Source organism: Pseudomonas sp. GV047, assembly GCF_003058245.1.
In the GTDB taxonomy this organism is placed as follows: domain Bacteria; phylum Pseudomonadota; class Gammaproteobacteria; order Pseudomonadales; family Pseudomonadaceae; genus Aquipseudomonas; species Aquipseudomonas marginalis.
This window is the reverse complement of sequence record NZ_QCWA01000009.1, coordinates 227,317-252,812: the sequence shown is the minus strand read 5'-3', so window position 1 is coordinate 252,812 and position 25,496 is coordinate 227,317. Positions and strand designations below refer to the sequence as shown.

The following is a 25,496-nucleotide window of genomic DNA, read 5'->3' as shown; positions in this document are numbered from 1 at the left end:
AAAAAGGCGCGTCACAACCGCTGGCTGAGCAGGGTCATGAAGCGCTGGATTTCGTCGGAGTTGTTGAGCAGGCCGGGCGCCGTGCGGATCACCGGGCCGACGTCGCGGTCCACCGCGTCGATCACCACGCGGTTCTTCTGCATATAGGCCGCCACCCGATCACTGTCCTGGCCCTTGACCCGGAAGAAGGTAAAGCCGGCAGACAGTTCGGGGCTGCGCGGCGTGACCAGTTCGATCTGCGGGTGTGCCAGCAATTGCTCCTTGAGTTCGGCGTTCAGCCCATGGATGCGCGCCTGGACCGGCGCCTTGCCCAGTTGCAGGTGCAGCTTGAAGGCCTCATCCGCGGCCCAGCGATGCTCGAAGGCGTGATAGCCGCCGGGGGTCATGATGGTGGCGAAGTCCTTGTCTTCGGAGAAGGTCGGCACCATGGGCGTGACGTAGGTGTTTTCAGGGTTGCGCGCGCACACCAGCCCGGTACCCCGCGGACCGAACATCCATTTATGGGTACCGGCGATAAAGAAGTCGCAATGCATGTCGGGGAAATCGAGGTTTTCCACGCCGAAACCATGCACGCCATCCACCACATAGAGGAGGCGGTCCTTGTCGTCGCGGTTGCGGTTGTGCGCCGCCACCAGCTTGCCGATCTCGCCGATGGGCAGTTTCACGCCGCTGCCGGACTGTACCCAGGTCATGCCCAGCACGCGGGTGTTGGGTCGGATATTGCGCTGGATATTCCCCAGCACTTCATCGGCAGAGACCTGGCTGGCCCGCTCGAACAGCTTGATCCGGCGCACCTGGGTGCCTTCCTTGAGTACGCGAAAATCCAGCACGTTCTGGGTCGCGTAATGCTCATGCACGGTGGTGAGGATTTCCTGGTCCGGGCGCACCTTGATGCCGCCATAGATCATCGCCAGGCCTTCGGAGGTGCTGCCGGTCAGGGCGATCTGCGCCGGGGTGGCCTTGAGGTAGCGGCCGGCCCATTCGCGTACCTGGCCTTCGCGCTTCCAGGTTTCCTCCAGGTCCCAGTCCATGGCGAGCCCTGGGTTGCGGTCGATCTGGGCGCGGTAACGCTCGATAGCCTCGCGTACCGGCCTGGGGTGCGAGGCCACCAGGAAGTTGGAGAAGTGCAGGTAATCCGGGTCCTGGTTGAACAGCTGCTTGAACCCCGTCCATGGGTCATCCGTGGTGGTGGCAGCCAGTGCCTGCGGGATGAGTGCAGCGCCCAATGGCAGGCTGGCGGCGAATACCCCGGCCTGCTTGAGAAACGTACGGCGGTCAGTCATGGACTTGCTTCTAGGTGATTAGCGGTTGGCCAAGGGTCTGGCGGCTTTTTGTACCTGGTCCCACACCCGCAGGAAGTTGCCTCCCCACAGCTTGGCGATGTCGGCTTCGGAGTAGCCGCGCTGGATCAGTTCGGCGGTGACGTTGCGGATTTCGCCGACGTTGTTCCAGCCGTCGATACCGCCGCCGTCGTTGAAGTCCGAAGCGATGCCGACGTGATCGATCCCGATCTTGCGCACGGTGTAGTCGACGGCGTCGCCCCAGTCCTTGAGCGTGGCCTTGGGTTCTTCCTCAAGAATCCCGTACAGCCCTTGGGCGTACTGGCCGAACTTCTGCTCCGGCCATGCCGCGATGATCGCGTCCCCCGGCATCAGGGCCATGGCCAGGTTGGGCAGCGGCGGCAGGTCGAAACGCGCGCGCAGGGTGTTGAGTTTGTCCTGGGTCGGCTGGCTCAGGGGGCGTATGTAGGCCGGGAAGCCCACCACCTGCACCACGCCGCCACTGTTCTTGATCAGTTGCAGTTCCTTGTCGCTGAGGTTGCGCGGGATGTCCACCGACGCGCGCGGTGCCGAGTGGGACGCCACCATCGGCGTGCGACTCAGGTGCGCGACTTGCTCCAGGGCCTTGGTCGACATCTGCGACACGTCAATGATCACCCCCAGGTCATTGAGGCGCTGCACTGCTTGCTTGCCGATGTCCGACAGGCCTTCGAGGGCATCGACGGAATCATTGAAAAACGGCAGTGGGCGCGATGAGTCGGACCAGGCGTTATTGCCGATATAACTGAAGCCGAACATGCGCATGCCACGGGCGGCCCACAGGTCCAGCTGGTTCAGGTCATTGCCCAGCGGGTAGGCGTTGAGCATGCTGATAAAAATCGCGAACTTGCCTTCGCCATGCAGGCGTCGAAAGTCATCCGGGGTATAGGCGATGCCGACCTGATTGGGGAAGTCACGCACCATGCCGGAGATGATCTTGTAGCGCACCTCCTGCTCGTGGCGGGCTTCCTCGACAAAGCCGTCAGTAGGCCTGTGCGGGGCATTGGGGCCATTCCAGATTTCCGGCCAGCCGAAGATCGTCAGGGCTGCGCCGGACAAGCGACCGCGTGCCGCCTTGGCCAGGTCGAACTGGCCGCTGCCGTCCTTGTCCGCCTCGTTGCCGGCGGTGCCGAAGTCCATGGGCACGGTGATGTGGCTGTCGAACGACAGCAGGCGGTCCTGCAGTTCATTGGCCTGCTTGATCACGGCGAGCGGGTAGCCGGCATTGCCCTTGAACCAGTGATCCCAGGCCAGGAAGCCTGCGCCGGCACCGATGGCCAGTGCCAGCGGCACGCCGATGTACAGCGCCTTTTTCGAACGTGGTTTTGTCATTGCCATCTCAGTCAGTTGAGGCCTTCGCTATCAGGGAAGAACGAGTGGTGCGCGGGGAAATTTAGGCGGCACGGGCAGGGCGGTAAATTTCCCCGGCCTGCAAACGTTCTAGCTCTGATAAAGCCGTTTCCTAAGGTAGACAATGACCATCTCTCGACGTGGGTTCATCGCAGGCCTGGCGCTGACCGGCGCGGCTGTGCCGGCCGCTTTCTATGCCCATCGCGAGTTGACGCGCGAAGAAGAATTCCCCATCACCCCCGGCGAAGCCACCGTGGACCTGGCCGACACCGCCGGGCAGCACCTGGCCAACACCTTGCGCGGGGTGTGGCGCCTGCGCCTGGAAGGCCGCGACGCCGGCCTCAAGGGCCTGCCGCTGCAAGGCCTGGAACTGCTGCTCGACATCGCCCCCCGTGGCCGTGGCCTGCGCGGCTACCTGGACACCGCCGCCAACCTGCGCGCCGACGGCGAACCGCGCTACCGCGTGCTCGGTGACCTGCTGACGGGCGAGGGCGCCTTGCTCTACTGGCGCCTGATCGACCGCGATGCCCTCGACGGCAGGCCCGCCTATGAGTTCAAGATGACCCTCGATGAAGTCTGGGCCGACTTCGCCAACGCCGGCAGCAGCACCCTCAGCGGGCACATCCTCGACCTGGATCGCCCCCTGGCCTTGACCGAACGTGACAACCGCTTTATCGCCCACAAACAGCTGTTTCCCGAAGCCCGCCAACGCATCGGCCTCAACCCGACCCTGCTGGCCTGGCTGATTGCCCCGGAGCACCGCCTGTTTCACCAGCTGTGGCACGCCACCCGTGACCAGTGGCACAAACTCTCCGAAGAAAAACGCGACGCCCTGCGCGGCATCGGCTGGCAACCCGGCCCGCGCGGCAAGGAGCGTGACGCCCGTGGCAAACACAAAGACCGCAACGGCTCGGGCATCGATTTTTTCTTCATGCACCGGCATATGCTCGGCACCGCGCGTTCCATGCAGGATCTGCCCTCGTGGCCCGTATTCCCCGAACCGCAACCGGCGCTGGAGCGCGACCGCCTAGGCTTCCTGCGTTACTTCGACAACCACGACGGCTTCGCGCTGCCGCCCACCTGGTCAGCCCCGGACGACAGCGAATACACCCAGTGGGTCAGCGACATCAAGGCCGCCGAGACCTACCACAGCAACTTCCAGGTCTGGGAATCGCAGTACCGCGACCCGCGCTACCTGGCCAGACTGACCTTGGGCCAGCTCGGCTCCGAAATGGAACTGGGCCTGCACGACTGGCTGCACATGCGCTGGGCCTCGGTGCCCCGCGACCCGTCCAACGGCGCGCCGGTCCCCCTGGCCCGCGACCCGGCAGACTTTGCCCCGCGCTGGTACGCGGCAGAAAACGACTTCCTCGGCGACCCGTTTTCATCTCATGTGAACCCGGTGTTCTGGCACTTCCACGGCTGGATCGACGACCGTATCGAGGACTGGTACCGCGCCCACGAACGCTTCAACCCCGGCGAAGTCAGGCGCCTGGACGTCAACGGCGTGGCCTGGTTCGCCCCGGGGCGTTGGGTCGAAGTCGACGACCCGTGGCTGGGCCCGGACACCCATGGCTGCAGCACCACCCCGGGGTTGCAGATGGGCAAGTCGATGGAGATGGACCCGGAGACCATGAAGCTCGCCTTGCGCATTACCTTTGGCGAGGACGAGCACCTGTTGCAGGGCCTGTTCAAGCGCGTGCCGCAGCGGCCTTGGTATGCGCGGCATTTGAAGGTGAAGGCGCGAGAGGCTTGAGCGCTTGGCGTGGCACGGCGCGGGTGCACTTGGCCAGCGCCCGCTGCACGTCCGCCAACAGGTCGGCAACGTCCTCAAGCCCCACCGATAAACGCACCAGGCCTTCGCTGATGCCGTGGTGCGCGCGTTCTTCAGGGGTGTAGGTGCTATGGGTCATGCTCGCCGGGTGCTGGGCCAGTGACTCGGCGTCGCCCAGGCTGACCGCGCGGGTGAACAGCTTGAGGGCATTCATGAAGCGTCGTCCGCTGTCGATCCCGCCCTTGAGTTCGAAGGCGATCATGCCGCCGGCCTGGCTCATCTGCCGCGCCGCCAATGCGTGTTGCGCGAAGCCGCGCAGCCCCGGATACGTCACCCACTCCACGGCGGGATGCGCCTGCAAGGCTTCGGCCACGGCCTGGGCGTTGCTGCAATGGCGGTCCATGCGCAGGGCCAACGTCTTGAGGCCGCGCATTAACAGCGAAGCGTCCTGGGGCGACATCACCGCGCCGGTCAAGTCCTTGAGGCCTTGCAGGCGAATGCGCTGGGCCAGGGCCTGGTTGCTCACGGCGATGCCGGCGGTGATGTCGCCATGGCCGCTGAGGTACTTGGTGGCCGAGTGCACCACCACATCGGCGCCCAGTTCCAGGGGGCGTTGCAGGTACGGCGTGCAGTAGGTGTTATCCACCACCACGGTCACGTTCGGCTGTTGATGGGCGAGGGCGGCCACGGCGGCGATGTCCACCAGTTGCAGGGTGGGGTTGGCCGGGGTTTCGCAGTAGATCATGCGGGTGGCGGGGCTGAGTGCCGCTTGCAGGGCCGCCAGGTCGGTGAGGTCCACGTGGCGCACCTTGATGCCGAATTCGCCGATACCGTGATGCAGCAGGGCGAAGGTGCAGCCGTAGAGCGTCTGGCTGACGATCACCTCATCGCCTGGGCGCAGCAGGGTCCAGAACGTCGCGGCAATCGCGCCCATGCCCGAACTGAACGCCACCGCCGCCTCGCCGTTTTCCAGGCTGGCCATGCGGGACTCCAGCAGCGCCAGGGTCGGGTTGGAAATGCGCGTATAGAAATGGCCGCCGGCCTCGCCGGAGAAACAGGCGGCGCCGTATTCGGCGGTGGGAAACGCAAACGTTGCCGACAGGTAGATCGGCGGCACGAGTGCGCCGTGGTGGTCCTTGGGGTCGTAGCCGTGGTGGATGGCACGGGTGGAAAAGCCGAATGCATTGTGTTTAGTGTTCATGTCGGGCGCTCCTTATTTCCTACAATGCTATGCTTATAACCACGGCCGTATTTTCCAAACTTTGCCGACAAATCCCTTGTCCTGGGATGAAAACTCGCTAAAAACAATAAGCAGAGGCACGTCATGCCCATCACGCTGGATCGCACCGACAAAGCGTTATTAAACGCCCTGCAGGGTAATGCCCGTTTAACCGTGGCCGAGCTGGCCGACCGCGTGTCCCTGACCACTTCACCGTGCTGGCGACGGGTCAGGAACCTGGAGGAAAGCGGGGTGATCAGCGGCTACCAGGCGATCCTCTCGCCCAAGGCGCTGGGGTATGGGGTGACGGCGTTTGTCAGCATCATGATGGAGAGCCACACCCAGGAAATCGCCCGGGCGTTCGAGCAACGCCTGTTGGATATTCCGGAAATCGTGGCCTGTCATAACGTGTCGGGACGCTATGACTTTTTGCTCGAGGTGGTGGCCAGGGACCTGGAGTCGTTCGGCGAGTTTGCGCGGGAGGTGTTGCAGACGCTGCCGTGCGTCAAGGAGATCTATTCGAGTTTTTCCTATAAGTCGGTGCGACCGTTGCGGGTAATTCCATTACCAGGTTGATCGCGCCATTGGTCACCTGTTCTTCCCCGTAATTGGCTATTTCTCCCCTACGGCCCGGTGGCTAACCTAGCCACCACTTCCCACCGTTCCGGAGTTCCCCATGCAAGCCCGTACCGATTTCTACACCGCTTCCCCAGACGCCATGAAAGCCATGCTCGCCCTGGAAGCCGCCGTCGGCAAACTGTCCATCGAACTGCCATTGCTGGAGCTGATCCGCCTGCGGGTCTCACAGATCAACGGCTGTGCCTTTTGCCTGGACATGCACACCGCCGATGCCCGCAAGGGTGGCGAGACCGAGCGTCGCCTGTACACCTTGTCGGCCTGGCGCGAAACGCCATTCTTCACCCCGCGTGAACGCGCGGCATTGGCCTGGGCCGAGAGCCTGACGCTGCTGAGCCAGACCCACGCCCCGGACGCAGACTTCACCGCGCTCGCCGCCGAGTTCAGCCCCCGGGAGCAAGTCGACCTGAGCGTGGCCATCGCCACCATCAACAGCTGGAACCGCCTCGCGGTAGGTTTCCGCAAGATGCCTGAATAAGGCGGTTGAAGACGGCTCTTTTGTGGTGAGCGGGCTTGTCCCGCGCTGGGCTGCGCAGCAGCCCCAAAACCAGGCGCAGAGGAGTGCCTGATATACCCCATTCGTCTTCATCAGGGGCGCTTCGCACCCCAACGCGGGCGGTGCGACGATTCGCAAGCCCGCTCGCCACAGCAGTAAGTGTCAGAAGTTCACCGAAGCACTCAGGCGCGCCGTCAGCGGCGCGCCCTGGAACAGATAGTCATCGCCCATGTACTCGCCCGCGTCGCGCCAGTAGCGCTTGTCGAACAGGTTGTCGACGCTCAGGCGGAACACCGTCTCGTAGCCGTCGACCCGGGTGGTGTAGCGGCTGCCGACGTTGACCACCGCGTAATCCCCCACCTCCACATTGCCGCTGCGATTGGCGTACTTCTTGGCGCTGTATTGCACGCCGCCGAGCACCGCCAGGCCATTGACCCACGGCAACGCATAATCGGCGTACACACTGGCGCGCAGCTTGGGCACGTTGATCGCCTGGTGGTCTTCGTATGCCGGTGTGCCGCTGCCGCTGACCCGTGCACGAATCGCCGCCACGCTGGTGGAAATCTGCAGGCGCTCGGTGGCCCAGCCGTTGGCCGACAGTTCCACGCCGGTGTTTTTCTGTTCGCCCTGCTGCACGTAGGTGAACTGGCCGGCGCCATCCGGCTTGGCGTACTGGTAGGCCTGGCGCGTCTGGAACACAGCGGCGGCGAAGCTGATGCGACGCCAGTCGTATTTCACCCCGGCCTCGATTTGCCGCGAGGTGGTCGGGGCCAGGGTTTCATCGGCGTTGCTGGCAAACCAGGGGGCGGTGCCGCCCAGGGACAGGCCTTTGCTGTAGCTGGTGTACAGCGAGATGTTTTCCACCGGTTTGTAGATCAACGATGCCTGGGGCAGGAACACGTATTGCTGGGTGTGGCGGGCCTGGTTGCCAGTGACGCCGTCGAAAGCTTTTTCATCCAGGCGCACTTCGCGGCCACCGAGGAGGGTTTGCCAGTGCTCGTTGAGGCGGATGCGGTCGGTGATGAACAGGCCATACTGGCGGCTGTCGAGGGTGCGATGGCTGTCGTTCAACGGCTTGTCGGTGGGCGTGAACGTCGGCGCGTCAGCGTCGATATTGGCCGTGCCGATGTACTCGTTGACGGACTTGCGCTTGTCGATCACCCGGCGAAACGCGCTGGTGCCGAAGGTCAGTTCATGGCCGATGCCTGCGGTGTCGAACAGGCCGGTCATCGCCGCCTGGACTTCATCGTCACGGCGGGTGTCGTCGGGGCTGCGGTAGTCGTAGACGTCGTAGTTGCCTTCGGGCGTGAAGTGGTTGCCGACACCGTTGGTGTCGCCGCCCCAGGCAAACGAACTGTAGTCATCGATCACCACCTTGCTGCGCGCGGCGCTGACGCTGCCTTTCCACTGGTCGCTGAAGCGGTACTCGAACCTGCCGTTGAGGTTCAGCGAATCGATGCCGACCTGCCTGGAACCGCTCTGGTGGCCCAGCAGTTTTTTCGGCGAGGCGTCGTGGGGCACCTCGGTGCCGCCCAGCAACTGGTAGCCCGGTACCGAGCGCTGTTGCTTGTTCTGGTATTCCGCGTCCAGTTGCAGCACCGCGTCGGGGCTGATGTTCCAGTCGAAGGCCAGGGACACAAAGTCGCGCTGGCCGTTGGCGTGCTCCACATAGGCATTGAGGTCTTCATGGGCGACGTTGGCCCGCAGGCCGAATTGCTGCTCGCTGCCAAACCAGCCACCCACATCGGTGGCGATATAGCCACTGCCGCGGTCATCGGTGGACACCGTCACCTGGCGCACGTCTTCCGGACGCTTGGTCACGTAGTTGATCACGCCGCTGGGCTCGGAAATCCCGCTCTGCAAACCGGCCAGGCCCTTGAGCACTTCCACCTGCTGCTTGTTTTCCAGGGCGACGTTCTGCTCGCCGGTGATGGTGCGCCCGTTGATCTTGTAGCTGCTCGCCGCATTCAGCGAGAAACCGCGCACCACGAAATTTTCGTAGTAGCCGATGGGGGCGTAGCTATCGCCCACCGAAGCGTCGTTGCGCAGCACTTCACTGAGCAGGCGCGCTTGCTGGTCCTTGATCAGCGCCGCATTGATCACCGTGATCGAGGCAGGAGTGTCCAGCAGCGGCGCCTCGTTGAAGCCGCCGACCGAGGCGGTGTCTGCGCGATAGCTTGACGTGTCCTCGCCCTGGACTTGCAACGCCGGCAGCTCGAGTTGTGCCGCCCAACTGTTGCCGATCCCGCCGCTGAGCAGCAGGCCGAGGGCGAAACGTGTACTGACGACAGGACGAAAACGCAAAACCATGGGGGAGGGCCTTAAAGCGCAGGGCGGGGGGCGCATAAGCTAGGCATAACCGCCCGGTTTTACAAGTGAGACGTCCCGTCTCAGCCCGCCCACTGAATGACGTGCCTCTCGACAGCCTGCGTGCCCACCTGCGATAGACAGGACTTCTCTAACCCTTGCAGGAGATCATCATGGGTATCGCTGGAAAAGTTGCACTGGTGACCGGCGCCGGGCAGGGCATTGGTCGGGCCATCGCCCTGCGCCTGGCACAGGACGGTGCCGACATCGCCCTGGTCGACATCAATGGCGCCAAGCTCGAAGCCGTGGCTGCCGAAGTCGTGGCGCTGGGGCGCAAGGCCTCGGTGTTTATCGCCGACGTGTCCAAGCGCGACCAGGTGGTGGCGGCGGTCGAACACGCACACCAGGCCCTCGGCGGCTTCGACATTATCGTCAACAACGCCGGGGTCGCGCAGATCGACGCGCTGCTGGACGTCAGCCCGGAACAGGTCGAGCGCACCCTGGGCATCAACGTGCAGGGCGTGTTGTGGGGCATCCAGGCTGCCGGCAGGAAATTCAAGGCGCTCAAGCAAAAGGGCAAGATCATCAATGCCTGCTCCATCGCCGGCCATGAAGGCTTTGCGCTGCTGGGCGTGTACTCGGCCACCAAGTTCGCCGTGCGCGCCTTGACCCAGGCGGCGGCCAAGGAACTGGCGAGCGCCGGGATCACGGTCAACGCCTACTGCCCGGGCGTAGTGGGCACCGATATGTGGGTGGAGATCGACAAGCGCATGGCCGAGATTACCGGCGCCGAAGTGGGGGCGACCTACAAGCAGTATGTGGATGGGATTGCCTTGGGCCGTGCGGAAACGCCGGAGGATGTGGCGGGGTTGGTGGCCTACCTGGCCGGGCCGGATGCGGATTACATGACCGGACAGGCGCCCTTGATCGACGGTGGGCTGGTTTATCGCTGATCTCCCAAGGCCGACGGTGTTAAATGTGGGAGGGGGCAAGCCCCTCCCACATGGGTGACCCTGTTGTGTCAGTGCTTGCCGGGCATGTCGATGCCCAACCGGTTGACTCGGCGGTACAGGGTGGCCCGGGAAATCCCCAGCGCCTGCGCCGTCGGCAACGGCTTCCAGCGATGCCGGATCAAGGCATCCAGTACCACTTGGCGTTCCGGGCTGACGCTGTGTTCGACCAGCGTCTCGATCTGCTCCCCACGCACTTCCACCGGCAAGTCCGCCAGCTGAATCGTGCCGCCTTCACACACCGCACAGGCATACGCCAGCACATGGTGCAGCTGGCGCACATTGCCCGGCCAGGCATAGCCCAGCAGGCGTTCCAGCGCGGCCTGGCCGATGCCGACCGAGATGCCGCTGCCGCGTGCTTGCTGCTCCACCAGCCGGTTGATCAATGCCAGCTTGTCGCTGCGCTCGCGCAGCGGCGGCAGGCAGAAGCGTGCGCAGCCGAGGCGGAAGTACAGGTCTTCGCGAAAGCGCCCGTCGCTGACCAGCACGGCCAGGTCGCGGTGGCTGGCGCAGATCACCTGAATGTCCACCGTGCGGGTCTTGGCCCCGCCCAGGGGCGCGACTTCACCCTCGGCCATCACCCGCAGCAGGCGCGTCTGCAACGCCAGCGGCATATCGCCGATTTCATCGAGGAACAGGGTGCCGCCATCGGCCTGCACCAACAGCCCCGGCATGCCTTTGCTGGAGGCACCGGTAAAGGCTCCGGCCACGTAGCCGAACAGCTCGCTTTCAATCAGGTTTTCGGGGATCGCCGCGCAGTTCACCGCGACAAAGGGGCCTGTTCGCCGGGCGCTGCGTTCGTGCAGTTGGCGGGCGAAAACTTCCTTGCCGGCGCCGGTTTCACCCTGCACCAGCACCGGCAGGTTGCGGTCCTTGACGCGCACGGCCAGGCGCAGGTGTTCTTCCACCCGTGGGTCGACCTGGGTGTGCGCAACGGGCCGTGCCGGTTTGCGGCGCGGGGCGTTGACCCGCACGTGCAGCACGCCAGGCTCGCCCAGCCATTGCAGATGTTGGGTCGATTGATCGGTGGCCGCGCGCAATGCATCCAGGTCGAACACCTCGCCGATATGCGCCGGCACCTGGCCGAAACGCCGGCGCAGTGCCTGGCGCGCCTTGCTGTTCAGCGCGTGCAGGCGCCCATCTTGGTCCCAGGCCAGCAGCAGGTCGGGCTGGCTGTCCACATAGCCCGGTGTGCTGTGGGCCTGGAGTACCCAATGCTCGCGGGCGCTGTGCATGAAGAAGGCGTTTTCGATGGCCTGGGCACTCTGGGCCACCATCTGCCGCACCAGGTGCTGGCTGCGCCGGTCATCCGGGGATTTGAGCGCCGAGGCATCCATCACCCCCAGCAGGTTGCCCTGGGGGTCGAAGATCGGTGCGGCGGAGCAGGTCAAACTGATGAAGGCGGCGCGGAAGTGGTCGCGCTTGTGCACGGTCACTGCGGCTTTGCTGGTCAGCACCGTGGCCACGCCGCAGGTGCCTTCCTCGGCTTCCGACCAGCAGGTGCCGAGGTACAGGCCGGCTTTGCGGCAGTCGCTGCGAATGGTGCTGTCGACGCGGTGGTCGATGGTCTGGCCCTGGGCGTCGGTGAGCATCACGCAGTAGTCGGCGTGGCGCACCCGGTGGTGCAGTTGCCCGACTTCTTCGCCGGCGATGCGCATGAACAGCTCGGCGCGTTCGCGGCATTCCTTGAGCAAGGGTTCGGTAAGGATACGGGGCCCCTGCAGCGAGCCGGGGTCGAGGTGGTGTTGTTCCATGGAGCGCCGCCAGGAATCGAAAATCAGCGACGGCACCGGCGCCTGGGGCAGGCGATCGGCATTGCGGACCACGCGACTGACGCAGTCGACGTGTTCCCTGGAGTTCGCGGCGAGCATAAGGCCTCCGGTTCTCGATCTTTGTTGTTATGCCCGCCATTAAGCGCCCGTGGGCGCGAGGGGACAAGGGCGACCTGACCAACAGCCCCGCGTGAGACGCAGCGTCTCATTCCGGCCGAGACGCCGCCTGCACAGTGCAATGCACCGTCTCATTCTGCACAGGCATACCGTCCCGGCACAACCGCACGGCACTGCTCTGGATCAAGGCTTTGCCAGGTTTCATCGCACCTTGGCACAGCCTGTGCTGAACCACTTGCAGCTGGCCGCAGCCAGCCTTTTGTGTGTCGAGACAACCTGGAGAACAACAAGATGTCCACCCACCTGTCCACCGATCAATTGCTGCATGCCTACACCGTGATGCGCACCATCCGTGATTTCGAAGAACGCCTGCATGTGGAATTCGCCACCGGCGAGATCCCCGGTTTCGTGCACCTGTATGCCGGCCAGGAAGCCAGCGCAGCGGGAGTCATGGCCCACCTCTACGATGAAGATTGCATCGCCTCCAACCACCGTGGCCACGGCCATTGCATCGCCAAGGGCGTGGATGTGTTCGGCATGATGGCCGAGATCTACGGCAAGAAAACCGGGGTGTGCGGCGGCAAGGGCGGCTCCATGCACATCGCCGACCAGGAGAAGGGCATGCTCGGTGCCAACGGCATTGTCGGGGCCGGTGCGCCGTTGGCGGCGGGCGCCGCGCTGGCCTCCAAGCTCAAGGGCAGCCAGAGCGTGGCGGTCGCATTTTTCGGCGACGGCGGCTCCAACGAGGGCGCGGTGTTCGAGGCGATGAACCTGGCGTCGATCATGAAACTGCCGTGCCTGTTCGTCGCCGAGAACAACGGCTATGCCGAGGCCACCGGTTCCGGCTGGTCGGTGGCGTGCAAGGACATTGCCGAGCGGGCGGTGGGCTTCGGCATGCCGGGGGTGATTGTCGATGGCAATGACTTCTTTGCCGTACACGCGGCGTTGGGCGTGGCGGTGGAGCGTGCGCGCCAGGGCGACGGGCCGACCTTGGTGGAAGTCAAGCTGAGCCGCTTCTACGGCCACTTCGAAGGCGATGCACAAACCTATCGTGGCCCGGACGAGGTGAAGAACCTGCGCGAATCCCACGACTGCCTCGCACTGTTCCGCCAGCGCTGCAATGCCGAAGGCTGGCTTGACGCGGCCCAATTCGAACGTATCGACGGTGAGGTCGCGCAGTTGATCGACGACGCCGTGCGCCTGGCCAAGTCCGATCCCAAGCCCCAGGCCGCCGACCTGCTCAGTGATGTCTACGTCGCCTACCGCTAATAACTACAAGACTCGGAGAGAATTTCATGGCTCGCAAAATCAGCTATCAGCAGGCAATCAACGAAGCCCTGGCCCAGGAAATGCGCCGCGACCAGAGCGTGTTCATTATCGGCCAGGATGTCTCCGGCGGCACCGGCTCCCCCGGCGAGCAGGACGCCTGGGGCGGTGTGCTGGGCGTGACCAAGGGCCTGTACCCGGAGTTTCCGGACCGGGTACTCGATGCGCCGTTGTCCGAAGTCGGCTACGTCGGCATGGCCGTCGGTGCCGCCACCCGTGGCATGCGCCCGGTGTGCGAATTGATGTTCGTCGACTTTATCGGCTGCTGCCTCGACCAGTTGCTCAACCAGGCCGCCAAGTTTCGCTACATGTTCGGCGGCAAGACCACCACGCCGCTGGTGGTGCGCGCCATGTACGGTGCCGGCCTGCGCGCCGCCGCCCAGCATTCGCAGATGCTCACCTCGATGTGGACGCACATTCCCGGGCTCAAGGTGGTGTGCCCGGCCACGCCCTATGACGCCAAGGGCATGCTGATCCAGGCGATCCGCGACAACGACCCGGTGATCTTCCTCGAACACAAGATGCTCTACAGCCTCCAAGGTGAGGTGCCGGAAGAGCTGTACACCGTGCCCTTCGGCGAAGCCAACTTTGTGCGCGAAGGCCGCGACGTGACCCTGGTGACCTACGGCCGCATGGTGCATATCGCCCTGGAAGCCGCGGCCAACCTGGCACGCCAGGGCATCGACTGCGAAGTGCTGGACCTGCGCACCACCAGCCCGCTGGACGAAGACAGCATCCTCGAGAGCGTGGAGAAAACCGGGCGCCTGGTGGTGATCGATGAGTCCAACCCGCGCTGTTCCATCGCCACCGACATCAGTGCGTTGGTAGCCCAGCAGGGCTTCTCGTTCCTGCGTGCGCCGATCGAGATGGTCACCGCGCCGCACACGCCGGTGCCGTTTTCCGATGCGCTGGAAGACCTGTACATCCCCAACGCCGCGAAGATCGAGGCCGCCGTGCTGAAGATCGCCGACAAGAGGAACGCCGCATGATCCATACCTTGACCATGCCCAAGTGGGGGCTGTCGATGACCGAAGGCCGCATCGACGTCTGGCTCAAGCAGCCCGGCGACCGGGTGGAGAAGGGCGAGGAAGTGCTGGACGTCGAGACCGACAAGATCTCCAGCAGCGTCGAGGCGCCGTTCAGCGGTGTGTTGCGCCGCGTGCTGGCGCTGAGCGACGAGACCTTGCCGGTGGGCGCGCTGCTGGGGGTCGTGGTGGAAGGCGAGGCCAGCGAGGCGGAGATCGATGCGGTGATCGAAAGCTTCAACGCCGGGTTCGTCTCAAGCAGCGCCGAAGCCGAAGCCACCGGGCCGAGTGCGCAGAAGGTCGAGGTGGGCGGGCGTTTGCTGCGCTATCTCGACCTGGGCGAGGGCGGCACGCCGCTGATGCTGGTGCATGGCTTTGGCGGCGACTTGAACAACTGGCTGTTCAACCAACCGGCCCTGGCCGCCGAGCGCCGGGTGATCGCCCTGGACCTGCCGGGGCATGGCGAGTCGGGCAAGCATCTGCAAACCGGTGACGCCGAAGAGCTGAGCCAGGCGGTGCTGGCCTTGCTCGATCACCTCAAGCTCGACCGCGTGCACCTGGCCGGGCACTCCATGGGCGGCTTGGTCAGCCTGACGGTCGCCCGTCAGGCTCCGGCGCGCGTTGCCTCGCTGACCCTGATCGCCAGCGCCGGGCTGGGGGCGGATATCAATGGCGATTACCTGCACGGCTTTGCCGAGGCCAATAACCGTAATGCGCTCAAGCCGCAGCTGGTGCAACTGTTCAGCGACCCGGCGCTGGTGACGCGGCAGATGCTGGAGGACATGCTCAAGTTCAAGCGGTTGGAAGGGGTGGACCAGGCGCTTCGTCAGCTCAATGCCCAGTTGTTTGAGGGTGGGCGCCAGCGCCTGGATTTGCGCAACGTAGTGGGGGAGCAACCGAGCCTGGTGATCTGGGGCAGTGACGATGCAATCATCCCGGCCGACCATGCCCAGGGGCTGGAGGCCCAGGTGGAGATTCTGCCGGGGCAGGGGCATATGGTGCAGTTGGAGGCGGCGGAACGGGTTAACCAACTAATCTCAACCTTCCTGAAATCCCAGCCTTGAAATGCAATTCAATGTGGGAGGGGGCTTGCCCCCGATTGCGGTAGTTCAGATACAGAGATGTTGACTGAGCCATCGCCATCGGGGGCAAGCCCCTCCCACATTTTCAGATGCATTTCAGATTGAGCGCTTCAGGGTTTCGCTGGGCAGTTCCTTGAACAACGCTCGATAGCTGTTGGAGAACCGCCCCAAATGCCAGAACGACCAGTTCATCGCCACCTCGGCCACGGTCGTTCCGGCACCGCTCAACAATTCCCGCCGTGCCCCGTTCAACCGGCGCAGGCGCAACCACTGCGCCGGGCTCATCCCGGTGTAGGTCTTGAACCCTTGCTGCAACTGGCGCAGCGGTACGCCGGCAATCCGCGCCAGTTCCAACAGGTTGACGGTTTCGTCCGGCGCATCCGCCGCCCACTCGCCTATGCGCGCCATCAAGCGGCGTTCTTCACTGCGCTTTTGCAATGAGCTTCGGTCCAGGCACACGCAGGCGTTGTCGAGGATGAACAGGCAGTCGTCGAGCAACTGCCGGGTGAGGGACACCGGGTCGATGTCCGTGGACAAGCGCGTCAGGGTGCCACTGAGCCAACGGCTGAACAGCGCGTTCTGCTGGCAGGCCAGCGGCGCCATGAACAGGCCTTCCAGTGTGGCCACGTCCAGGCCATGGTGCTGCACGAACTGCGGGCCGAACACCACCGCCACTTCGCGGTAGTTTTCCGGGGTGATCCAGTTGTTGCGGCTTTCGCCATTGAGCAGATACAGCGCGTTGTCGCTGCCATCGAAACAGAACGCCAGCGCGCCCGGCGGTGCGTTGAAGTGCTGCTCCACACGGGTGTTCATGCTCTCTTCGTACACCTGCACACCGTGCAGGTCGAGGTAGCGGACGCGCCCGGCGAAATGCCCCGGGGACATCTGCTGGTATTGCTGCACCCAGCCGGGTGTCGCACGGCATTGGGTGGCCACATCAGCGGTGGTGAAGGCCTGTACGCGCAAAGCGGTTGCCTGGGTCATGGGGGATCCGTGCGCACTCTATTGGTGCGCTGTGGGGCGTGCAAAGTGGATAGATGGCCTGTGAAGGCTGGCCCAAGATAGACCTCAATGCGCCGCGAGTACAAGGCGGCGCAGCACCCACCCCATGACGAGGTCCTTATGAACGCCCCCTTCGATCAGCTGTACACCTGGCTGAAAGAACACAAGATTACCGAAGTCGAATGCGTGATCAGTGATTTGACTGGCATCGCACGCGGCAAGATTGCGCCCACCAACAAGTTCCTGCATGAGCGAGGCATGCGCCTGCCGGAAAGTGTGTTGCTGCAAACGGTAACCGGGGACTTTGTCGACGACGAGATCTACTACGACCTGCTGGACCCGGCCGATATCGATATGGTCTGCCGCCCGGTGGCCAACGCGACCTACGTGGTGCCGTGGGCCATCGAGCCTACCGCGATTGTGATCCACGACACCTTCGACAAGCATGGCAACCCCATCGAACTGTCGCCGCGCAACGTGCTGAAGAAAGTCCTGCAGCTCTACACCGACCGGGGCTGGCAGCCGATTGTCGCGCCGGAAATGGAGTTCTACCTGACCCAGCGCTGCGAAGACCCGGACCTGCCGCTGAAAACCCCGATTGGCCGCTCCGGCCGTGCGGAAACCGGGCGCCAGTCGTTCTCCATCGATGCGGCCAACGAGTTCGACCCGCTGTTCGAAGACGTCTACGACTGGTGCGAAGCCCAGGGCCTGGACCTCGATACGCTGATCCATGAAGACGGCCCGGCGCAGATGGAAATCAACTTCCGCCACGGCGATGCCCTCGACCTGGCCGACCAGATCACCGTGTTCAAGCGCACCCTGCGCGAAGCCGCGCTCAAGCACAATGTGGCCGCCACCTTCATGGCCAAGCCGGTGGCCGACGAGCCAGGCAGCGCCATGCACCTGCACCAGAGCGTGGTGGAGATCGCCACAGGCAAGCCGGTGTTCGTCGACGCCGACGGCAACATGAGCCCGCTGTTCCTGCACCATATCGGCGGATTGCAGAAGTACATCCCCAAGCTGCTACCGATGTTCGCGCCCAACGTGAATTCGTTCCGCCGCTTCCTGCCGGACACCTCGGCGCCGGTCAATGTGGAGTGGGGCGAAGAAAACCGCACGGTCGGCCTGCGCGTGCCCACCTCGAGCCCGGATGCGATGCGCGTGGAAAACCGCCTGCCGGGCGCCGATGCCAATCCCTACCTGGCCATTGCCGCCAGCCTGCTGTGTGGCTACCTGGGGATGATCGAACAGATCGAACCCAGCGCCCCGGTAGAAGGCCGCGCCTATGAGCGCCGCAACCTGCGCCTGCCGTTCACCCTCGAAGACGCCCTGGCGCGGATGGAGGACTGCGACACGGTCAAGCAGTACCTGGGCGACAAGTTCGTGCGCGGCTACGTCGCGGTCAAGCGCGCCGAGCACGAGAATTTCAAGCGGGTGATCAGTTCCTGGGAGCGCGAGTTCCTGCTGTTGAGCGTCTAAAAAACACAAAAGGGGTGTCGATATGCGTCTTGTGAACAAGCTTCTTCCGCTGGCCCTGGTGGCCGCGTTCAGCGGTGCCGGCCAAGCTGCGCCGACGGTGAGCGTCTACAACTGGACCGACTATATCGGCGAGACCACCCTGGCGGATTTCCAGGCCAAGACCGGGATCAAGGTGATCTACGACGTGTTCGATTCCAACGAAACCCTGGAGGGCAAGTTGCTCGCCGGTCGCACCGGCTATGACGTGGTGGTGCCGTCCAACCACTTCCTGGCGCGCCAGGTAAAGGCCGGCGCGTTCCTCAAGCTCGACCGTTCGCAGTTACCCAACTTCAAGAACCTCGACCCCAAGCTGCTCAAGCTGCTGGAGAAAAACGACCCGGGCAATGCGCACTCGGTGCCGTACCTGTGGGGTACCAACGGCATCGGCTACAACGTCGACAAGGTCAAGCAGGTGTTGGGCATCGACCATATCGATTCATGGGCGGTGCTGTTCGAGCCGGAAAATCTCAAGAAGCTCAACCAGTGCGGCGTGGCCTTCCTCGACTCGGCGGATGAGCTGTTCCCGGCGATCCTCAACTACATGGGCAAGGACCCGCGCAGCGAGAACCCCGAGGACTACCAGCAGGCCGAGGCCAAGCTGTTGACGCTGCGGCCGTACATCACCTACTTCCATTCCTCCAAGTACATTTCGGACCTGGCCAACGGCGATATCTGCGTGGCGTTCGGCTATTCCGGCGATGTATTCCAGGCGGCCAACCGCGCCAAGGATGCCAGGAACGGCGTGAATATCGCCTACTCGATTCCCAAGGAAGGCTCCAACCTGTGGTTCGACCTGCTGGCGATCACGGCCGATGCGAGTCACCCGAAAGAGGCCCATGCCTTCATTAACTACCTGCTCGACCCTGAAGTGATCGCCAAGGTCAGCGCCTCGGTCGGCTATGCCAATGCCAACCCGGCCGCCAAGGCCTTCATGGACCCTGAGCTGGTGAACAACCCCGAGGTGTACCCGTCCCAGGCCGTGCTCGACAAACTCTATATTTCCACCACGCCGACCCCGGCGACCATGCGCCTGATGACGCGCGCCTGGAGCAAAGTGAAGACCAACAAATGACCCCATCCAGCGACCACGCCCGTTCCTACTACCTTGCCTCGGCGAATGCCATGCCGGAGCGCCCGGCACTGGGCGCCGACCTGAGCGCCGATGTGTGTGTGATCGGCGCTGGTTTTACCGGGGTCAACACCGCTATCGAACTGGCCCAACGCGGGCTCTCGGTGATCCTGCTGGAGGCCCGGCGTATCGGCTGGGGCGCCAGCGGGCGCAACGGCGGGCAGTTGATTCGCGGGATCGGCCACGATGTGTCGGGGTTCGCCAAGTACGTGGGCGAGGAGGGCGTGCGTTACCTGGAACGGGCCGGGATCGAGTCGGTGGCCCTGGTGGGCGAGCGCATTCGCGAGCACGGGATCGACTGCGACTTGCGCTGGGGGTTTGCCGAGCTGGCCAACACCCCGGCACAGTTCGCTGCGTTCAAGGGCGAGCAGGACAGCCTGGCGCGCCTGGGTTATGTGCATGAAACCCGCCTGGTGGGGCCGCAGGACATCCGCGACGTGGTGGATTCGACGCAGTATGCCGGCGCCTTGGTGGACATGGGCTCCGGGCACCTGCACCCGCTGAACCTGGTGCTCGGCGAGGCGCAGGTGGCCGAGTCCCTTGGGGTGCGGATCTTTGAGCACACCGAAGTGCTGGAACTGATCCACGGCGACACGGTGCAGGTGCGTTGCGCTGGCGGCACGGTACGGGCCGCCAGCCTGGTACTGGCCTGCAATGCGCACCTGGAAGAACTGGAACCGCGCCTGAGCGGCAAGGTGCTGCCGGCGGGCAGCTACATCATCGCCACCGAGCCGCTGTCGGTTGCACAGGCCAATCAGTTGATCCCGCAGAACCTGGCGCTGTGCGACCAGAAAGTCGGCCTGGATTACTACCGGTTGTCCGCCGACCGTCGCCTGTTGTTCGGCGGCGCCTGCCATTACTCGGGGCGCGATCCCAAAGATATCGCGGCCTATATGCAGCCCAAGATGCTCAAGGTGTTCCCGCAATTGGCCGACACCGCCATCGCGTTTCAGTGGGGCGGCAGGATCGGCATCACCGCCAATCGCTTCCCCCAGGTCGGGCGGCTCAAGCAATACCCGAATGTGTTCTACGCCCAGGGCTATTCCGGGCATGGGCTCAACGTGACCCACTGGTGCGCGCGGCTGCTGGCCGAAGGCATACACGGGGGCCACAGCCAGGGCCTGGATATTTTCAGCCAGGTGCCGCACATGACCTTTCCCGGCGGCAAGGCGTTGCGCTCGCCGCTGCTGGCGTTGGGAATGGTGTGGCATCGCTTGCGGGAATTGATGCATTGAAGTCCGGGGCGTGGCAGGCTGTGCACGACGTTTTCCTACGACTTTTGGAGATTTAGCGTGCCAACAGCATCTGCAGTGATTGAAATCCCGGTATCGGCCGAGACGGTCTGGCACTTGGTGGGTGGCTTCAACAGCCTGCCGGACTGGCTTCCGTTTATCGCCAAGAGCGAGCCTGGTGAAGGTGGCCGCGTGCGCCATCTGACGACCGCCGACGGCGGTGTGATCGTCGAGCGTTTGCAGACCTTCGATAACGTCGGGCGTACTTACAGCTACACCATTGAAGAGTCGCCGTTTCCGGTGAGTGCTTACCTGGCGACGTTGCAGGTTGAGGCGCTGACGGAGTCGTCGGCGAAGGTGACGTGGTCCGGTGTGTTTACCCCGGCGGCGGGTACCACGGAGGCGGCGGTGGAAGAGCTGTTTGCCGGGGTTTACAAAGGCGGGGTCGAGGCGTTGCGCGCCAACTTCTGAGACGATCTACCCGGCAATGCAAGACTCATGTGGGAGGGGGCAAGCCCCTCCCAGATTGACCGAGGTGAACTCAGGCTTCGGGCATCAGTTGCTGGCGACACTCCAGCACCAGGCGCGCGCCGCCTTGCTCGCTGGTGCCCACTTCCAGCTTGAACCCATGCAAGTTGATGATCGCGGCCACAATCGACAGGCCCAACCCAAACCCGCCTTGCTGGTCGCCTTCATCCACCCGATAAAAGCGCTGGAACACCGCATCGCGTTCCGCCGCCGGTATGCCGGGCCCGGAGTCGTGCACTTCGATGCGCGTGCTGCCGGCATCGTTGAGTCCCCGCAGGATCACTGCGCCGCCCGCTGGAGAGAACTTGATGGAGTTGCTCAGCAGGTTGGCCAGGGCTTCAAACAACAGGGCGCGGTCGCCGGTGATCCATGGCAGGGACTCGGGGACTTCGAGTCGCAACTGCAATTCGCCTTCCTCGGCCAGGGGCAGGTAGAAGTCATGCAACTCGCGCAGCAGCGGCAGCGGGTCCATCACCAGGAAACCGGAACGGCGCTGGTGGTCTTCCAGCTCAGAGATACGCAGCAGCCCGCGAAAGCGCGCCATCAGGGTGTCGGTCTCGGCGATGGCATCGTCCAGTTTCACCGCGTAGCCGGAGTCCTGCTCGGCCTCCTGGCGGATGCGGTAGAGCTGCGCGCGCAGGCGGGTCAATGGGGTGCGCAGGTCGTGGGCGATGTTGTCGCACACGCCCTTGACCTCGTTCATCAGTTTCTCGATGCGGTCGAGCATGGCGTTGACGATGGCCGCGAGCATGTCCAGTTCGTCACGCCGGTTGGACAGCGGCAAGCGGTGGGTGAGGTCGCCGGCGACGATGGCTTCGGCGCTGGCCTGGATCCCGCGGATCCGGCGCAGCGGGCGGCGGCGCAACAGATGCCAGCCGGCGGCGCCGGGGATAATGGTCAGGGACAGCGCCCACAGCAGGGCATGCCAGATGATCCGTGTCACACCGAACAGCGAGCCATTGGCGCGCACCAGTACCAGCCAGCGGCCGTCGTCGGTATGGCTGGCGACGGCGTCGCAGCTGTCCTTGGGCAGTTTGGGGTCGTCGGAGTCGACGCAATTGGCCAGGGTGTGGATCTTGCCGTCCAGCGGCAGGTCGGAGGGAATCGCGCGGATCGGCCCGCTCAAGGGGCGGAACTGCTCATCGAACAGGCCGTAGGCGTCCACGCCTTTCATGTCGAAGGTCATGCTGGTGGTCAACGCTTCCACCAGTTCTTCGCCGTCGAAGCGCTGGAACAGGTGCTGGCGTTGCATCAGCGAATGGCGCGACAGGTCACTCAGGTAACCCGAGACCTCGTAATACAGCACCCCCATGAGGATGCAGCTCCAGGCCACGAACAACGAACTGTAGAGCGCCAGCAAGCGGCTGCTGGATGAACGCCAGCCCTTAGAGGGGTTCAGCAATGACATAACCGGAACCTCGTACCGTGCGGATCAGCGGCGGGAGGCCCGGTGGATCGATTTTCTTGCGCAGGCGGCCGATGTGCACGTCGATCAGGTTGGTGCCCGGGTCGAAGTGATAACCCCAGACTTCCTCGAAGATCATCATCCGCGACAGGATCTGGCCGGTGTTGCGCATCAGGAATTCCAGCAGTTTGTATTCGGTGGGCAGCAGGCTCAGGGGCTGGTCGGCGCGGCTGGCTTCGCGGCTGATCAGGTTCAGTTCCAGGTCGGCCACGCGCAGGGCGGTTTCGAATTCCTTGACCGTGCTTTTGCGGCGCAGCAGCACTTCGACACGAGCGGCCATTTCGTCCGAGGCGAAAGGCTTGGTCAGGTAGTCATCACCGCCGGCGCGCAGGCCACGCACGCGCTCGTCGACGTCGGAGAGGGCACTGATCATCAGGATCGGCGTCGATACGCCGATGGTGCGCAGGGTGGTGACGATGGCCAGGCCATCGAGTTCCGGCAGCATGCGGTCGAGGGTGATCAGATCGTAATCACCACTCACGGCACGGACCAGGCCTTCGCGGCCGTTGTCCACCCAATCTACGTCCAGTCCATGGCTACTCAGCTCGGCGACGATCTCGCGGGCCGTTACGGCGTCATCCTCGATGGTCAAAATGCGGGTCATAGGATTACCTGGTGAGCGATTCACACTAGAAGTGAGGGCATTTTGCCAAGAAATGGCTGAACGCTTCCTAAATAAAACTTCATGTTGGCAAAACTGACACAACTTTCATGGCGAGTACCGGCCGGGGAGCAATCTCCTCCCCCAGGGAATGCATTACGCCCGCCTGCACCAGCCATTTCTTGCAAGTTGCATGGTTCAGGCAAGTTCAATTTACTTAACCTGTTGAAATTAAAAGGATTTAATTTTCAGCGCGACTGGCATGCTGCCTGCACTGTCCCTTTTGAGACTTGTAACACTATTTTTCCTGCCGGGAGCACCATAACAATGATCACATCGTCATCCACGCTGCAAGAGTCGAGCGCGCGCTCCGGGGTTTCCTGGGGGGCTATCTTTGCCGGGGCCGCTGCGGCGGCTGCGTTATCCCTGATTCTGGTATTGCTGGGCTTCGGCCTGGGTTTCTCGGCGGTGTCGCCGTGGGCCGACAGCGGCATCAGCGCCAAGGGGCTTGGCATTTCCACGATTGTCTGGCTGGCCTTTACCCAGATCGTCGCGTCCGGATTGGGTGGTTATATCGCCGGCCGGTTGCGGGTGAAGTGGGCCAATATGCATGGCGATGAGGTGTACTTTCGCGACACCGCCCATGGTTTCCTGGCCTGGGCCGTCGCCACGCTGATCACTGCCGTGCTGGTGGTCGGTTCGGTCAGCAGTGTCGTCACCGGCGGCGTGAAAGCCGGTGCCAGCGTGGCAGCCGGTGCGGCCAGCGGTATCACCCAGGCCGCAGGCAGCGCAGCCAAAGGCGCCAACGGTGGCGATTTTGACTACTACGTCGACAGCCTGTTTCGTGATGATCGCCCGGTTGCCGTCAGTGATGACGCTGCCCATGGCGTGGTTGCGCGCATTTTCACCCGCACCCTGAGCAATGACGGCCAACTCGCCGCTGAAGACCGTGCCTACCTGGCCCAGTTGATCAGCCAGCGCACCAACCTCAGCCAGGCCGATGCCGAAGCGCGTATCGACAAAGTCTACGGCGATGCGCGTAAAGCGGTGGAAGACGCCAAGCTCAAGGCCAAGCAAGCTGCAGAAACGGCCGCGAAAGTCGCCGCCTATACCTCGCTGTGGACCTTTGTCGCCCTGTTGATCGGCGCTTTCTTTGCCAGTTTCGCTGCAACCTTTGGTGGCCGTCGCCGCGATGCCGTGGTGTACGTCGAAACCGAAACCTACGTTCGTTAATTCAAGGAGAACACCATGCGCTCATTACTTCTGTGGTTCCTCGGCGTGCCGATCCCGGTGATCATCCTGATCGCAATTTTCATGCACTGATCCCGAGCTCAGCTCGGCCTGATGTGGGAGGGGACAAGTTCCTTCCCACATTTGGGTTTGTGGAGTGTCAGCCAGGTTGCTGCCAACAGTGCGCTGGCAACGGCGGTCATGATCACCAGCGGCTGCGACGTACCGTCGGACAGCAGCCCGGTGGCCCAACTGCTCACGGCAGTGAGGAACATCTGGGTAAAGAAGAACAACCCCGATGCGGTTCCCGCAATCGCACCGTACGGCTGCAACACCGACAGTTGGCACGCCGGAATCACCATCCCCACCGACACCATGATCACCACCATCGGCAGCACGATCGCCAGCCATTGCCCCGGCATGGCGGTGGTGGCCGCTGCAAGTATCACACTGCCCAGCACGTTCAAGCCGATAGCGGCATGGATCAAACGGTCCGGCTCGAAACGCCGCACCAGCCTGCGGAACAGGTTTGCGCCGAGCATGTAGCCGCTGATGGTGGCCGCGAACACCAGTGCATAGGCCGTGGCCGACAGGTGAAAACCCCGCTGCAGCAGCGCCGACGACTCACTGATAAACGGGAAATAGGTGCTGTACACACAGCCGATCGCCAGGGAATAGCGCAGGAAATAGCGGTCGCGCAGTAACTGGCCGTAGAGGCGCAGCAGGTTGCCCGGCGGCGCGGCAGCGACATCGGCCGGGCGGGTTTCGGGCAGGCGGCGATACACCACCAGGTAGAGCACTGCACCGATCACACCGAGCAGTACAAACAGGCCGCGCCAGTCGATGAAGGGCAACATCAGGCTGCCCAGCACCGGAGCGGCCATCGGGGACACGGCCATGGCCATGGAAATCAGGCCGAGCAGGCGTGCCTGTTCATCGCGGTCGAAATAATCGCGCACGATCACCCGACCGATCACCGTGGTGCAGCATCCGCCCAGGGCCTGGAACAGGCGGGCGATGATCAGCACACCGATGCTGTCGGCCAGGGCGCAGGCCACGGTAGCCAGCACGTACAGAAACAGTCCCGCCAGCAATACGGGACGGCGGCCGAAACGGTCGGTCAACGGGCCGCTGATCAGCAGGGAGATCGCTGAACCGAAGGTGTACAGCGTGAGGGTCAGTTGCAACTGGCTGTCGCTGGTCTGGAAGTAGTCGGCCATGGCGGGCAGGGCAGGCAGGTGCATGTCCAGGGTGATACGTGGCAGGCCGATCAGCACGGTCAGCAGTATCAGCCAGAACCACGGGGAGAGGGCGCGTTGCGTCATGGGAGGCTTCTGTGCAAGGAGTAGAGCCCGGAC

Annotated in this window: 21 protein-coding genes; 12 read left to right on the top strand and 9 right to left on the bottom strand. The window is 63.6% G+C overall.

Annotated features, from left to right (window positions below):
* Positions 1-11: 11 nt before the first annotated feature.
* Both C8K58_RS23010 and pvdM read right to left on the bottom strand, forming a co-directional pair.
* Positions 12-1,283: an aminotransferase class V-fold PLP-dependent enzyme gene (locus C8K58_RS23010; RefSeq protein WP_027606553.1), complete on the bottom strand. Its 1,272-nt coding sequence runs from the start codon at positions 1,281-1,283 to the stop codon at positions 12-14.
* A gap of 18 nt (positions 1,284-1,301) precedes the next feature.
* Positions 1,302-2,651, bottom strand: coding sequence for a pyoverdine-tailoring dipeptidase-like protein PvdM (pvdM, locus tag C8K58_RS23005; RefSeq protein WP_092357760.1), 1,350 nt, complete (start codon positions 2,649-2,651; stop codon positions 1,302-1,304).
* Between the two features lie 142 nt (positions 2,652-2,793).
* Here pvdM and C8K58_RS23000 point away from each other — a divergent pair, with 142 nt between their 5' ends.
* Positions 2,794-4,425 (top strand): PvdJ/PvdD/PvdP-like protein, encoded by a 1,632-nt coding sequence (locus C8K58_RS23000; RefSeq protein WP_108574364.1) that lies wholly within the window; start codon positions 2,794-2,796, stop codon positions 4,423-4,425.
* Here the strand turns inward: C8K58_RS23000 and C8K58_RS22995 are convergent.
* Entirely contained in the window at positions 4,361-5,644 is a 1,284-nt protein-coding gene (locus tag C8K58_RS22995; RefSeq protein ID WP_256592538.1) for a methionine gamma-lyase, read from the bottom strand. The genes C8K58_RS23000 and C8K58_RS22995 overlap by 65 nt on opposite strands.
* A gap of 123 nt (positions 5,645-5,767) precedes the next feature.
* Between C8K58_RS22995 and C8K58_RS22990 the strand changes: the two genes are divergently transcribed.
* Both C8K58_RS22990 and C8K58_RS22985 read left to right on the top strand, forming a co-directional pair.
* Entirely contained in the window at positions 5,768-6,238 is a 471-nt protein-coding gene (locus C8K58_RS22990; protein ID WP_027606550.1) for an Lrp/AsnC family transcriptional regulator, read from the top strand.
* A 100-nt stretch (positions 6,239-6,338) separates the two neighbouring features.
* On the top strand, positions 6,339-6,776 hold the full coding sequence (locus tag C8K58_RS22985) for a carboxymuconolactone decarboxylase family protein (RefSeq protein WP_065941158.1): 438 nt from the start codon (positions 6,339-6,341) through the stop codon (positions 6,774-6,776).
* 180 nt (positions 6,777-6,956) lie between these two features.
* Here C8K58_RS22985 and C8K58_RS22980 read toward each other — a convergent pair whose 3' ends face one another.
* The gene (locus tag C8K58_RS22980; RefSeq protein WP_108574363.1) at positions 6,957-9,104 is read right to left on the bottom strand and encodes a TonB-dependent siderophore receptor; all 2,148 of its coding nucleotides are present in this window, start codon (positions 9,102-9,104) and stop codon (positions 6,957-6,959) included.
* A 170-nt stretch (positions 9,105-9,274) separates the two neighbouring features.
* Between C8K58_RS22980 and C8K58_RS22975 the strand changes: the two genes are divergently transcribed.
* The gene (locus C8K58_RS22975) at positions 9,275-10,054 is read left to right on the top strand and encodes an acetoin reductase (RefSeq protein ID WP_027606547.1); all 780 of its coding nucleotides are present in this window, start codon (positions 9,275-9,277) and stop codon (positions 10,052-10,054) included.
* Positions 10,055-10,122: 68 nt separating this feature from the next.
* Here the strand turns inward: C8K58_RS22975 and C8K58_RS22970 are convergent, their stop codons facing one another.
* The gene (locus tag C8K58_RS22970; RefSeq protein ID WP_108574362.1) at positions 10,123-11,982 is read right to left on the bottom strand and encodes a sigma-54-dependent Fis family transcriptional regulator; all 1,860 of its coding nucleotides are present in this window, start codon (positions 11,980-11,982) and stop codon (positions 10,123-10,125) included.
* A gap of 309 nt (positions 11,983-12,291) precedes the next feature.
* Between C8K58_RS22970 and C8K58_RS22965 the strand changes: the two genes are divergently transcribed.
* Genes C8K58_RS22965 through C8K58_RS22955 form a run of 3 tightly spaced genes read left to right on the top strand, consistent with a single transcriptional unit; the run spans position 12,292 to position 15,415 of the window.
* The gene (locus tag C8K58_RS22965; RefSeq protein ID WP_108574361.1) at positions 12,292-13,269 is read left to right on the top strand and encodes a thiamine pyrophosphate-dependent dehydrogenase E1 component subunit alpha; all 978 of its coding nucleotides are present in this window, start codon (positions 12,292-12,294) and stop codon (positions 13,267-13,269) included.
* A 26-nt stretch (positions 13,270-13,295) separates the two neighbouring features.
* Positions 13,296-14,315, top strand: a complete 1,020-nt coding sequence (locus tag C8K58_RS22960) for an alpha-ketoacid dehydrogenase subunit beta (protein ID WP_027606544.1) — start codon at positions 13,296-13,298, stop codon at positions 14,313-14,315.
* The gene (locus C8K58_RS22955) at positions 14,312-15,415 is read left to right on the top strand and encodes an acetoin dehydrogenase dihydrolipoyllysine-residue acetyltransferase subunit (protein WP_108574360.1); all 1,104 of its coding nucleotides are present in this window, start codon (positions 14,312-14,314) and stop codon (positions 15,413-15,415) included. The genes C8K58_RS22960 and C8K58_RS22955 overlap by 4 nt, the downstream gene beginning before the upstream one ends.
* 114 nt (positions 15,416-15,529) lie before the next feature.
* Here the strand turns inward: C8K58_RS22955 and C8K58_RS22950 are convergent, their stop codons facing one another.
* Positions 15,530-16,417 (bottom strand): helix-turn-helix domain-containing protein, encoded by an 888-nt coding sequence (locus C8K58_RS22950; protein WP_108574359.1) that lies wholly within the window; start codon positions 16,415-16,417, stop codon positions 15,530-15,532.
* Positions 16,418-16,555: 138 nt separating this feature from the next.
* Here C8K58_RS22950 and C8K58_RS22945 point away from each other — a divergent pair, with 138 nt between their 5' ends.
* The 4 genes from C8K58_RS22945 to C8K58_RS22930 are packed head-to-tail and all read left to right on the top strand — an operon-like array spanning position 16,556 to position 20,785.
* Entirely contained in the window at positions 16,556-17,914 is a 1,359-nt protein-coding gene (locus C8K58_RS22945; protein ID WP_098480003.1) for a glutamine synthetase family protein, read from the top strand.
* A 22-nt stretch (positions 17,915-17,936) separates the two neighbouring features.
* Positions 17,937-19,025: a polyamine ABC transporter substrate-binding protein gene (locus tag C8K58_RS22940; protein ID WP_108574358.1), complete on the top strand. Its 1,089-nt coding sequence runs from the start codon at positions 17,937-17,939 to the stop codon at positions 19,023-19,025.
* Positions 19,022-20,317 (top strand): FAD-binding oxidoreductase, encoded by a 1,296-nt coding sequence (locus tag C8K58_RS22935; RefSeq protein WP_108574357.1) that lies wholly within the window; start codon positions 19,022-19,024, stop codon positions 20,315-20,317. Before C8K58_RS22940 ends, C8K58_RS22935 begins: the two co-directional genes overlap by 4 nt.
* A gap of 57 nt (positions 20,318-20,374) precedes the next feature.
* Positions 20,375-20,785, top strand: coding sequence for an SRPBCC family protein (locus C8K58_RS22930; protein WP_027606538.1), 411 nt, complete (start codon positions 20,375-20,377; stop codon positions 20,783-20,785).
* 70 nt (positions 20,786-20,855) lie between these two features.
* Here C8K58_RS22930 and C8K58_RS22925 read toward each other — a convergent pair whose 3' ends face one another.
* Positions 20,856-22,250 (bottom strand): HAMP domain-containing sensor histidine kinase, encoded by a 1,395-nt coding sequence (locus tag C8K58_RS22925; RefSeq protein ID WP_027606537.1) that lies wholly within the window; start codon positions 22,248-22,250, stop codon positions 20,856-20,858.
* The gene (locus tag C8K58_RS22920) at positions 22,228-22,911 is read right to left on the bottom strand and encodes a response regulator transcription factor (RefSeq protein WP_027606536.1); all 684 of its coding nucleotides are present in this window, start codon (positions 22,909-22,911) and stop codon (positions 22,228-22,230) included. The genes C8K58_RS22925 and C8K58_RS22920 overlap by 23 nt, the downstream gene beginning before the upstream one ends.
* Positions 22,912-23,235: 324 nt before the next feature.
* Between C8K58_RS22920 and C8K58_RS22915 the strand changes: the two genes are divergently transcribed.
* Positions 23,236-24,141: a hypothetical protein gene (locus C8K58_RS22915; RefSeq protein ID WP_098479734.1), complete on the top strand. Its 906-nt coding sequence runs from the start codon at positions 23,236-23,238 to the stop codon at positions 24,139-24,141.
* A gap of 98 nt (positions 24,142-24,239) precedes the next feature.
* Here the strand turns inward: C8K58_RS22915 and C8K58_RS22910 are convergent, their stop codons facing one another.
* A complete protein-coding gene (locus C8K58_RS22910; protein WP_043293615.1) occupies positions 24,240-25,463 on the bottom strand; it encodes a multidrug effflux MFS transporter in 1,224 nt (407 codons plus the stop codon).
* Positions 25,464-25,496: the final 33 nt, after the last annotated feature.